Genomic DNA, 11,543 nt, shown 5'->3' on the forward strand with positions numbered 1-11,543 from the left:
CGCGCAACTGGATTCGATGGAGGCTCAATCTTCCAGGGTGCCGGACCTTGCGTCGGCGCTCTTCCTGTCGCCCACCAGTTTCAACAGATCCTCGCCGGCGCGGATGATGCGGCGCGAGCGCCGGGTCAGGACGATGCCGGCCTGCGGCGCGAACACCTCGGTGCGGCCATCGGCTTCGCCCGGTGCGTGGACGATGACGGCAAGCCGCGTGTCCTTGGCCACGCGGTCGCCGGGCTCCACGTCGTAAAGCACGGCACCTGCCCGGGGCGCCGGCATCATGTCGATGTTTTCGAGCGGTGCGACAATCCCGGTGAAGACACCGGGTGAGGGCAGGGCCGGGTCGGCGACCACGCCGCGCGCCACCAGCAGCCGGTAGAGCCCCGCGGCGTCCGACGCCGCGAACGCGCCATCGACATCGAGGATGCCGCGATATTCGACCGTCGTGACGACGCGCCGGTCGAGCTTCGCCACATCCGCGGGAACGTTCTGATAGGGCATGATCGAGGCGCCCTCGAAAGTGCCGTCCGTGTCTTCACTCCACAGCACCACCGCCTCGACGCCCATGGCGGCGGCGCAGTCGGCCATTGCCGGCCACAGGCTGGTGTGGACATACAGGTAGGAAAGACCCTCGTCGTCGCAATGCAGGTCGAGCACGATGTCGTGGCCGAGCGAAAGCTGCACCAGTCTCGTCTTCAGCCGCTGGTCGGGCGTGCCATGCGCGGTGTCGGGCAGGAGTGCCGTGTCGGGCGCGGCGAGCAGCGGGAAACCGCGGTTGAAGTTGGTGCGCGTGCCCAGATGAAAACGGCCCTGATGTTCGCCGAAATGATACTGGGCGCGGCCGATCGGATTGGCCCAGGGCACGATGGTGATGTCGCCCTTGATGCGCCCCTCCGCCTCGGCCCTGGCCAGCATCGGCATCAGCGCGTCAACGGCGACTACTCCGGGCAGTTCGCCGGCATGGAGTGCTGCCTGCAGATAGGCCGAAGGCGCGGATTCGTCGGTTCCAGCGAAGCGAAACAGCGGGAATTCATAGGAAACGCCCTCGCTGTCGCCGGCTATGCGTTCGATCGATTTCTGCATGGGGTCTTTCTCCGTCGAGAGGCGAGAAGACATGCCTCTTCGACTGTGCGCTTGTCGATTGGTCCAGGCTGTCGCGCTATGGGCGCAAGCAGCTACTGCGCGGCAGGTTGAAGAGTGACGACCGGAGCGCGCTGGTCCAGTGCCCGCGAGGCAACGGCTACGGCGACCGCCAGCAGAGCGAGTGCCGCGCCCACCAGCGGCAGGTTGGCATAGGAAACGCCCCAGGAGAGCGCCACGCCGCCGATCCAGGCGCCGCTGGCGTTGCCGACATTGAAGGCGCCCTGGTTCAGCGTGGCGGCAAGGTTCGGTCCCTCGGAAGCGGCTTCCACGACACGGATCTGCAACGGCGGCACGACGACGAAGACGAGCATGCCCCACAGGAAGACGATGCCTATGGCGACACTGGCGATAGCGCCGAACTGCATGAAGCCGACAAACAGGACCGCCAGCAGCAGCAGCGTGCCGATGACCGTCGGCATCAGCTTCCAGTCGGCCAGCCGGCCGCCGATGATGTTGCCGATGGTCATGCCGGCGCCGAACAGCAAGAGCACCCAGGTGACCGCTGAAGTCGAGAGGCCGGACACGTCGGTGAGATAGGGTTTGATGTAGGTGAAGACGGCAAACAGGCTGGCTGAGGCGAGCGCCGCGATCAGCATGGCCAGCCACACCTGCAGCTTGCCGAGCACGCGCAATTCGCCGCGCAAGCCGTCGCCGCTTGGTTCAGTGACATCCGGCGGCACTAGCCAAGCGATCGCCGCGACCGAGATCAGCCCGATGCCGACCACCGCCAGGAAGGTGGCGCGCCAGCCGAAGGCTTCGCCAAGCGCCGTTCCGGCGGGAACGCCGAGGATGTTAGCCAGCGTCAGGCCGGCGAACATCAGCGCGATGGCGCTGGCACGCTTGTTGCGGGGCACCAGGCTGGCGGCGACGACCGAACCGATGCCGAAGAAGGCGCCGTGGCCGAAGGCGGTGAAGACGCGCGCGCCCATCAGCATCCAGTAATTGGGCGCGATGGCGCAGAGCAGGTTGCCGACGACGAACAGTGCGGCCAGTCCGACCAGCACCGGCTTGCGCGGCAGATGCGCGGTGGCCATCGCCACGATTGGCGCGCCGAAGACCACGCCCAGCGCATAGCCCGTGACCAGCAGCCCGGCCCCGGGAATGGTCACGCCAAGGTCGGCGGCGACCTCCGGCAGCAGACCCATGATGACGAATTCGGTGGTGCCGATGCAGAAGGACGCAATGGCAAGCGCAAGGATCGGCAAAGGCATGGGAGGTCCAGACTGAATCGGTTCAAATGGAAACTGCGCGAGCGCCCCATGGCGCACAAGCGCCATTGCCGCAATGCAGCAATGCAGAAAGCGGAGAGCAAAGAGGCACTGGCAGCGGTGCTTGTGCCGTGCCCTGCCGGGCTAGACGACCCTGACCGAACCCGGCCGAGCGGCCGAACCGACCGGCTGAGCCGGAGTTCAGACCAGCGGCTTCAACTCCTGGGCGATGGTAGGCAGCAGTTCCGAGACATTGGGGTGGATGTGCATGGCGCGGGCCAGCGTGTCCACAGGTGCCTTGGCATACATCAGATCAAGCACGCAATGCACGGCTTCATCGCCGCCGGGGCCAAGCACGCAGCAGCCGAGGATTTCCCTTGTGTCGGCGTCGACGAGGATCTTCATGAAGCCTTGCGTCTCGCCTTTCTCGATGGCACGGCCGACACGGGTCATCGGCCGCTGGCCGACCAGCGCGCGGCGTCCCGACTTCTTCACCGACGCCTCGGTCATGCCGCAGCGGCCGAGCGGCGGGTCAATGTACAGAGCGTAGGCCTCGATGCGGTCGGTGACCTTGCGCGGATCATTGTCGAGCAAATTGGCCGCAACGATCTCGTAATCGTTGTAGGACGTGTGGGTGAAGGCGCCCTTGCCATTGCAGTCGCCCATCGCCCAGATGCCGGGCACGCTGGTGCGCAACTGGTCGTCGACGGTGATGAAGCCGCGTTTGTCGACCTCGATGCCGGCCTGGTCGAGGCCGAGATCGTCGGTATTGGGCGTTCGCCCCAGAGCCAGGAGCACATGCGAGCCGACGGCCGGCGGCTTGCCGGCGGAGAAGGCAACAGCAATATTCTCGCCCTGCCTGGCGAAGCTTATGGCGTCGGCGCCGAGATGGACCGCGATGCCTTCGTTTTCGAGGATCAACAGGATGGCGTCGGACACATCCTCGTCTTCGCGGCCGATCAGCCGCGAGCCCTTTTCGATAATCGTGACCTCCGCGCCGAAGCGGCGGAACATCTGCGCGAATTCGAGCGAGATGTAGCTGCCGCCGACCACCACGAGGTGGCGCGGCAACACGTCGAGGTCCATCATCGAAGAGTTGGTGAGAAAGTCGATGTCGTGAATGCCGGGCAGATCCGGTAACGATGCGCGGCCGCCGGTGTTGAGAAAGATCTTGCCGGCGGTTAGGAGATCATCGCCGACGCGCACCGTGTTGGCGGATTCGAAACGCGCATGGCCGCGATAGAGCGTGCATTTATCCATGTCGGCGATCCAGGTTTCCAGATTGCCGCGGGCGTCGTTCGACACCTTGTCCTTGCGCGCCTTGACCTTGGCATAGTCGACGCCGACCGGGCCGGAGAGGGTCACGCCATAGTCCGCGGCGCGCCGCGCGAGATGCGCGGCATAGGCGCTGGCGACCATGGCCTTGGTCGGCATGCAGCCGGTGTTGACGCAGGTGCCGCCGACCAGCTTGCGCTCGATCAGCGCCACGCTCATGCCGGCCGCGGTCAGCCGGCCGGCCAGCGAAGGGCCGGCCTGGCCGGCACCGATGACGATGGCATCGAAGGTTTTCGCCGTCATGCCACCGCCGCCACGATCAAGAGGCCGCCAATGATCGCGACCGCGTCCTCGATGAAGGCCGCGGGCTGGTCCTTGCCGAAGGCGTCCGCCAGCCGGCCGCGCGCCTCCGCGCCGCCGAGCGTGCCGATAACGGCCCCTATGGCGCCGGCGATCAGGCAGACGATGGTGGCGCCGCCAGTGGCGCCGATCACGGCGCCGCTGAAGGCACCGAGCAGGATACGGGCGCCGAATTGCTGCGGCACCTTGCGGCTCGGTGTCGACGGCAACTGGTCGGTGACCAGCTCGACGATGGCCAGGATAGTGAAAATGCCGACAGCGGCCCAGTGGCTCATGAAGCTTGCCCAGGTGCCGGCAACCGGCAGCCAGCCGAGCCAGGCGCCCCAGGCGACGGCGGCCGGCGCGGTCATGGCGCGCAGGCCGGCAATGACCCCGATCAGAAGTGCAAGAATGTAAAGCATGTTGATCCCCCTCGATCCCGGGCCGGGACAGCCCTGAAAAGGCAGGCTACCATAGGTCCGGTATTTGGCCAGTACTTGCATAGGCGCTCTCTTACGCCGCAACGGTGCGTGGCAATGATGACGGAGGCACCGCATGGCTGAGAGCGAACGCGCAAAAATGGCGGCGGGCGAGTGGTATACGTGCATGGATGACGAACTGGAGGCGCTGCGCGGCGTGGCTGCGGGCGCCGTATTCGAGCACAATTCGCTTGCGCCCCGTCAGCGCGGCAACATCGGGCCTGCCTTGCAGGATCTGCTCGGCGGCGCGGGCGAGGGCGCCCGCATCGAGGCGCCGTTCCACTGTGCCTATGGCTTCAACATCTTTCTCGGGGACGGCGTCTTTCTCAATGCCGGCTGCATCATTCTCGACACGGCAAGCGTGCGCATCGGCAAGGGAACGCTGCTCGGCCCCAATGTGCAGATCTATTGCGCCGAGCATCACAGGGAGGCCGCGGGGCGACAAGCCGGGCTGGAAATCGCCAGGCGGGTCGAGATCGGTGCCGATGCCTGGATCGGCGGCAGTGCCGTCATCCTCGGCGGGATCAGCATCGGCGAGGGCGCCATCGTCGGCGCCGGCGCCGTGGTGACGCGCGACGTGCCCGCGAACATGACGGTGGTCGGCAATCCGGCGCGGGCGGTCAAACGCGGTTGAGTGCCCGGCGGGCGCTCAGTGCGAAAGCGCGTGCGGCGACCGGTCGCCCTGGTCGGCCCGCCTGGAAAATTCACGCCGGTATTGCGCCGGGGAGGTCCTGAGACGCGCCGAAAAATGCTGGCGTAGCGAAGCGGCGCTGCCGAAGCCGGCCTCGAAGGCCACGACGTCCATCGATTTTTCCGTCGCCTCGAGCAGACGCTGCGCCAGTTCAAGCCGTTGCTCGATCAGCCAATCGCCGAAACTGGTGCCGATCGATTTCTGGAAGCGGCGGGTGAAGGTGCGCCGGGTCAGGCCGGCGGCTTCGGCGACGCGGTCCAGGCTGTGCGCATCGCCGAGCGTCGCACGCACCGCGTCGAGTGCTTGTGTGAACCTGTCGGTATCGGCGCTCCTCGCCAGCGGGCGCTCGATGAACTGCGCCTGTCCGCCTTGCCGGTGCGGGGAGAGCACGATCTGCCGCGCGAGCCGCAGTGCTGCCTCGGCGCCGTAGCGGGCGCGAACGATATGGAGGCAGCAGTCGAGCCCGGCCGCGACGCCGGCCGACGTCACCACGTCGCCATTGTCGACATAGAGCACCTCGGCATCCACCGCGATGTCGGGATGAAGCTTCTGAAGCCGCTCGGCATAGGCCCAATGCGTGGCCGCACGCCGACCGCCAAGCAGTCCGGCAGCAGCGACTGCGAATGTTCCCAGGCAAAGGCCGACGATCAGGGCACCATTGCGGTGGGCCCGCCGCAATGCTTGGCTCAGCGGTTCCGGCAGCGGATCTTCGAGATCCCGCCAGCTCGGCACGATGATGATGTCGGCGCCATCGAGGCCCTCTAGCCCATGGGGCGCGGCGACGCTCAGCCCGGCCTCGGTGTGGACGGGACCGGCCTCGATCGCGCAGATGCGGAAGTCGAAGCGCGGCAGGCCGAACGATGTGCGATCTTCGCCGAACACCAGGCAAGGCACGGAGAGATGGAACGGGCTGATGCCGTCGAAGGCGAGGACGGCGACGATCTGGTGGGTCATGTCTTCCGGGGATTTCTGCGCGGGGTTATGCGGATTGTCCCAATTCTTTCGAATGATGTCAATCGGGCCACTTTCGCCCGATGGTGGCGGACCTATGCTCGGGCATCACATCAAGCCTGAAAGGAATGCATCATGTCCGAACCAGCCAGCAAGACGCCGCGCCGCGCGCTCGTCGTCGTGGACGTCCAGAATGACTATGACGGCGGCAATCTCGCCATCCAGCATCCGCCGTTCCGCGACAGCGTCGTCAACGTGGCGCGCGCAATGGACGCGGCAGCAGCGGCCGGCATCAAGGTGGTGGTCGTCAAGCAGATGGCGCCGGAGACGTCGCCAATCTTCGCCAAGGGCAGCCATGGCGCGGAATTGCATCCCGAGATATCGAGGCGGCCACGCGACCACTATGTCGAGAAGACGCTGCCTTCCGCCTTCACCGGCACCGATCTCGAAGAGTGGCTGCGCGCCAACGCCATCGATACGATCGTGGTGGTCGGCTACATGACGCATAATTGCGACCTGTCGACCATCATCCATGCCGTGCATATGGGCTTTGCCGTCGAGTTCCTGTCCGACGCGACCGGCTCGGTGCCTTACGCCAACAGCGCGGGCTATGCCTCGGCCGAGGAGATCCACCGCGTGGTGACAATCATCCTGCAGTCGCGGTTCGCCGCCGTGCTCAAGACCGCCGAATGGATCGAGTGCCTGAAGACCGGCACCTTGCCGGAACGCGATACGATCTTCGGCTCCAACCAGCGGGCGCTGGCTCGCAACGCTGCGTAGTCGTCTGCGGAAATACAAAGGGCGCCGCATCGCTGCGGCGCCCTTTGCACTTTTTGGAATTGAGGATTTCTAGAACAGGCCTTCGATCTGGCCGGCTTCGTTGAGGAAGATCTTTTCCGACGACGGCGCCCTGGGCAGGCCGGGCATGGTCATGACCTCGCCGCAGATGATGACGACGAAGCCGGCACCCGCCGAAAGCCTGACCTCGCGCACCGGTACGGTGTGGCCGGTCGGCGCGCCGCGCAGGTTCGGGTCGGTCGAGAAGGAATACTGCGTCTTGGCCATGCAGACCGGCAAGTGGCCGTAGCCGGCCTGCTCCCAGGCGTGCAACTGGTCGCGCACCGACTTGTCGGCGATCGCTTCCGAGCCGCGATAGATGCGCTGGACAATGGTGTTGATCTTCTCGAACAGCGGCATGGCGTCGGGATAGAGCGGCGCGAACTGCGAGGCACCGGATTCGGCCAGCGCCACCACTTTCTTGGCGAGATCCTCGATGCCGGCCGAGCCGTTGGCCCAGTGCTTGCACAGGATCGCCTCTTCGCCCATCGAGGCGACATAATCCTTCATCGCCTGGATTTCGCCATCCGTGTCGGAGTAGAAGTGGTTGATGGCAACTACCGCCGGCACGCCGAACTGCCTGATGTTCTCGACGTGGCGGCCAAGATTGGCGCAGCCCTTCTTCACCGCCTCGATGTTTTCCTTGCCGAGGTCTTCCTTCTTGACGCCGCCATTCATTTTCATGGCGCGTACGGTGGCGACGATGACCGCCGCCGCCGGCTTCAGCCCGGCCTTGCGGCACTTGATGTCGAAGAATTTTTCCGCGCCGAGGTCGGCGCCGAAGCCGGCTTCCGTCACGACGTAGTCGGCAAGCTTGAGCGCCGTCGTGGTGGCGACCACCGAGTTGCAGCCATGCGCGATGTTGGCGAACGGGCCGCCATGCACGAAGGCCGGATTGTTCTCCAGCGTCTGCACCAGATTCGGCTGCATGGCGTCCTTGAGCAGCACGGCCATGGCGCCGTCGGCCTTGAGGTCGCGGGCATAGACAGGCGACTTGTCGCGGCGATAGGCGACGATGATGTCGCCCAGGCGCTTCTCCAGGTCCTTCAGGTCGGTGGCGAGGCACAGGATGGCCATGACCTCCGAGGCGACGGTGATGTCGAACCCGGCCTCGCGCGGATAGCCGTTGGCGACGCCGCCGAGCGAGCAGATGATTTCGCGCAGCGCCCGGTCGTTCATGTCCATGACGCGGCGCCAGGCAACGCGGCGGGTGTCGATGCCGAGCTCATTGCCCCAATAGATGTGGTTGTCGATCAACGCCGACAGGAGGTTGTGCGCCGTGGTGATGGCATGAAAGTCGCCGGTGAAATGGAGGTTCATATCCTCCATCGGCACGACCTGCGCGTAGCCGCCGCCGGCCGCACCGCCCTTGACGCCGAAATTCGGACCGAGCGAGGCTTCGCGGATGCAGATGATCGCTTTCTTGCCGATGCGGTTCAGGCCGTCGCCGAGGCCGACGGTGGTGGTCGTCTTGCCTTCGCCGGCCGGGGTCGGGTTGATGGCGGTGACCAGGATCAGCTTGCCGTCCTTGTTGCCCTTCACCGATTTGATGAATTCGGCGGAGACCTTCGCCTTGTCATGGCCATAGGGCAAAAGGTGTTCGGTCGGGATGCCGATCTTGGCGCCGATCTCCTGGATCTGTTTTTTCTTCGCACCGCGGGCGATCTCGATGTCGGACTTCACTTCTGCCATGACGGCTTTCCTTTGGATTGGACGGTGGAGGGGACGGGTTGATCACTGGTGCATGTTCGATACGCCGCGCGGGCAAGGGCATGTTCTAGCCCTCTCGCTGCCGTGGCGTCAACTTTCATGCAACTATGTTTCCTATGAAGAAAATTCCTCTGCGGCGGGCCGACCTGCCTCCGGTTCTTTCTGGCTCCGCTTGCCGCGCCGTATAGAAGCCAGAGCGGGGACGCGTCCGCCGTCTCAAAACAGCCGCGCAATGCACGGAATGCGACAGACACGGCGGCGCAAATCCGCCATCGCCGGCCTAAAGCGCATCGCGCTTCAGGCATTTGTTTCCATGCATATCGTTCTTCCCAGGCCGGACCACTTTTGGGTGACATGCATTGGGCCGACCGGCCCTACTGCGTCAGCACGTTGCTGATTTCGACCATGTTGGAACGCACCCTGAGCACATAGAAACCCATGGTCGTCAGATGCGTGGGCAGCAGCCAGCCGTCCTCGCGGCCATTGGCGATGATGAAGGGCTGGATGCGCAGCGCCGAGACGAACTGCGCGTCCATCGTATCCCACAGGCTCTGCAGGTGCTTTTCCTTGATGACGTCCTCGAAGTCGGCCTGCGCGCCCTTCATCAGTCCGTAATAGGCGTAGAGCTGGCCATAGGCGAACCAGTAGCGGTCGTCGGCGCGGAAATCGAACCAGCCATTGTTATGGTTTTCGGCACGTTCCTTGAGGATGGCCGAGGTCGAGCCGATATCGCTGGCGATACGGTCGATATATTGCTTCAGATTGTCGGCACGGGCATCAAAGGTGGCCTGGCAGGTGGCGAGGCGGGCGTTGAAGGAGCGCAGCTTGCGCACGGCGTCGCGATAATAGCTCGGGGTCGGCGTCTTCGGGCCGAACGGGCTTACACCGAAATACCAGGTGTACTCGTCGAACTGCAGATTGCCGCGCGCATCCTGCAGGTCGGCGTCGATCTGCGATGTCGTGCGCACACGGCCGAGATTGTCGGCGAGCTCGGTCGCGGTGCGGCGCACCGCCTGGTTGATGCCGCGCTGGAACGAGGCCTTGTTGTCCATCCACGGCGTGTTGTCCCAGCTGATGCCGAACAGGCCGAGCTTGTAGAGGATCATCGACGAGATCCAGGCATTCTGGTTAACGTTGAAGTCGGTCAAATCGGCGGCAATCTGGGCGATGCCGGAGTTGCCACAGGTCCTGGCAGTGTCGGCACCGGCACCGGCTGCTACCTGTTCGCCCGCCGAGATGTTGCGCTTCTCGAACGTGTAGGTGTCGGGATAGCTCGGATTGAAATTATTCCACCACTGGGTGGCGTAGAAGAAATTGGCGTAGAGGCCGAGCAGCACCAACAGGGCGAGGCCGAGCACGGCCTTGAGGATCCAACCGCGCTGCGCATACCAGCGGCCGGCCCACATGAACGGCCACAAGATGACGCCGATCAGGAGGCCGATGCCGCGGCCGATCCATTGGAAAATCCTGACGAAGAAGTTCACGATCGGATCGAGCATGGCTGTGTCACCCCTCAAGGCATAATGTCAAAAAGTTGCGGACTTTTGGATAACATCATGCGCCAAAACAACAAGTTAGAACGAAATGACGGCCGGTTTCGTTCTAGTCAGTCAGGCCGTAGAGGCGCGTGCGGAACGCCACCTTGTCCTTCAGATATGTGGTTTTCAGAACGTCCACAACATGCGATCGCCAGGCGTCGCTGAAGCCCTCATAGTCCTTGTAGAAGCCCTGCTTGTTGAAGACGTAGCGCGAGACGAAGTCCGACGGCACGAAATCCGAGATCAGCCGGTTGGTCAGCCAGGCGTCGGGATGGTCGGGCTTGGCGCGGACCACCAGGAAGCGCTGCTGCGGGAACACATCCTCGATCTTGAGATGGCCGAGCTGGGCAATCTCGCGCTTGGCGGCGTTGAGGAAGGGGAAATTGCCGTCCCTGGTGATCAGGTCGGCATGGCCCTGGATCCAGGTCTGCAGCCAGACCTTGTCGACATCGGTCAGATTGCGATCCGGCTCGGCGTCGCGGATCAGCGCACGCACCACCATCTCGGCGCGGTGCTCGAGATAGCCCGAGGCTTCGATCCAGGAGGCGCGCGGCAGTTCGATGCGGCCGGTGGCGGCGAGAAACTTGAACACCTTGTCGGCGTCCTTGATCGAGAGATAGCTTACCTGCCACGGCCGCGAGCGGCGGAAACCGGGGGCCGCCGGATCGCTGATGACGGTCGTCATGTCGGGGTCGACGAACACGTAGAGCCCGCCGAAATGGCTGGTCCAGTAGGCGTTGTGGCGGAAGATTACCTGGTCGGGCACCAGCGCGTTCTCGCGGATGTCGCCGCAGATCTTGGCCAGTTCCACCATGCGGGTGAGCATGGCGTTGTCGCGCCAGGCGTCAGGCTCCTGTTTCAGGCGATCGACGAGCTTGCCGAGCTCGGCGGCCTTGCCCAGCACATCCTCGGCCGACAGCACCTTGAACTCGACCTGGTTGATCGACAGCAGATCCTCGATGTCGTTGACCTTGGGAATGGAATCCTCGATCTCGCCGTAGATGACGTCCTTGATGGTCAGCGCGTCTATGGCGCGCTGGTTCCTGGACATGAACTCGAACATCAGCTGCGAGGTGTTGGAGAAGGCGGTGTGCACCACCGGCAGATCGATCTGCGACGGCGTCAGGATGATGAAGCGGCGGTTGACCTCATTGGGATCGAGGTAGCCGTAGTCGCCGCATTCCTCCGCCACTTCCGGCGAAAAACCGGTGCGGTCGATCTGGAAGCTCTTCAGCTTGGTGGGCTCGAGGCCAAAGGCGGCAAGCGCCTTGTTGTAGCGCTCGATGAGATGCGGCTCGTCGACGACGAGCAGCCGGCCGTAAATGAGCTCGTTGTCGCGCAGGAGATCGGGTTTGCGGGCCATTATTCCTTCTCC

At 64.3% G+C, this 11,543-nt stretch carries 10 protein-coding genes; 2 read left to right on the forward strand and 8 right to left on the reverse strand.

The annotated features are described in order from the left end of the window. Positions 1-24: 24 nt before the first annotated feature. The 4 genes from FJ426_RS11440 to FJ426_RS11455 form a co-directional block, all read right to left on the reverse strand. Complete coding sequence (locus FJ426_RS11440) at positions 25-1,080, reverse strand: succinylglutamate desuccinylase/aspartoacylase family protein (protein ID WP_140561425.1); 1,056 nt, start codon at positions 1,078-1,080, stop codon at positions 25-27. A gap of 92 nt (positions 1,081-1,172) precedes the next feature. Beyond that, complete coding sequence (locus tag FJ426_RS11445) at positions 1,173-2,351, reverse strand: MFS transporter (RefSeq protein WP_140561423.1); 1,179 nt, start codon at positions 2,349-2,351, stop codon at positions 1,173-1,175. Between the two features lie 198 nt (positions 2,352-2,549). Next, a complete protein-coding gene (locus FJ426_RS11450) occupies positions 2,550-3,926 on the reverse strand; it encodes an FAD-containing oxidoreductase (RefSeq protein WP_140561421.1) in 1,377 nt (458 codons plus the stop codon). Further along, complete coding sequence (locus FJ426_RS11455; protein ID WP_140561419.1) at positions 3,923-4,384, reverse strand: DUF4126 domain-containing protein; 462 nt, start codon at positions 4,382-4,384, stop codon at positions 3,923-3,925. The genes FJ426_RS11450 and FJ426_RS11455 overlap by 4 nt, the downstream gene beginning before the upstream one ends. Before the next feature lie 133 nt (positions 4,385-4,517). Between FJ426_RS11455 and FJ426_RS11460 the strand changes: the two genes are divergently transcribed. Then, a complete protein-coding gene (locus FJ426_RS11460; RefSeq protein WP_140524930.1) occupies positions 4,518-5,075 on the forward strand; it encodes a sugar O-acetyltransferase in 558 nt (185 codons plus the stop codon). Between the two features lie 15 nt (positions 5,076-5,090). On the opposite strand, the gene FJ426_RS11465 is transcribed toward FJ426_RS11460, so the two are convergent. Beyond that, entirely contained in the window at positions 5,091-6,086 is a 996-nt protein-coding gene (locus FJ426_RS11465) for a helix-turn-helix domain-containing protein (protein ID WP_140516954.1), read from the reverse strand. A 132-nt stretch (positions 6,087-6,218) separates the two neighbouring features. Here FJ426_RS11465 and FJ426_RS11470 point away from each other — a divergent pair, with 132 nt between their 5' ends. Then, positions 6,219-6,863 (forward strand): cysteine hydrolase family protein, encoded by a 645-nt coding sequence (locus FJ426_RS11470; protein ID WP_140516952.1) that lies wholly within the window; start codon positions 6,219-6,221, stop codon positions 6,861-6,863. Between the two features lie 69 nt (positions 6,864-6,932). Here the strand turns inward: FJ426_RS11470 and FJ426_RS11475 are convergent, their stop codons facing one another. From FJ426_RS11475 to FJ426_RS11485, 3 genes are all read right to left on the reverse strand, one after another. Then, positions 6,933-8,612 carry a formate--tetrahydrofolate ligase gene (locus tag FJ426_RS11475; RefSeq protein ID WP_140561418.1) on the reverse strand — a complete coding sequence of 560 codons (1,680 nt, stop codon included), beginning with the start codon at positions 8,610-8,612 and terminating at the stop codon, positions 6,933-6,935. Positions 8,613-9,004: 392 nt separating this feature from the next. Then, the gene (locus FJ426_RS11480; protein WP_140516950.1) at positions 9,005-10,129 is read right to left on the reverse strand and encodes a DUF2333 family protein; all 1,125 of its coding nucleotides are present in this window, start codon (positions 10,127-10,129) and stop codon (positions 9,005-9,007) included. A gap of 103 nt (positions 10,130-10,232) precedes the next feature. Continuing rightward, entirely contained in the window at positions 10,233-11,531 is a 1,299-nt protein-coding gene (locus FJ426_RS11485; protein WP_140516948.1) for a DUF6638 family protein, read from the reverse strand. Positions 11,532-11,543 lie beyond the last annotated feature (12 nt).

The sequence above is a fragment of the Mesorhizobium sp. B2-6-4 genome, from assembly GCF_006441495.1.
In the GTDB taxonomy this organism is placed as follows: domain Bacteria; phylum Pseudomonadota; class Alphaproteobacteria; order Rhizobiales; family Rhizobiaceae; genus Mesorhizobium.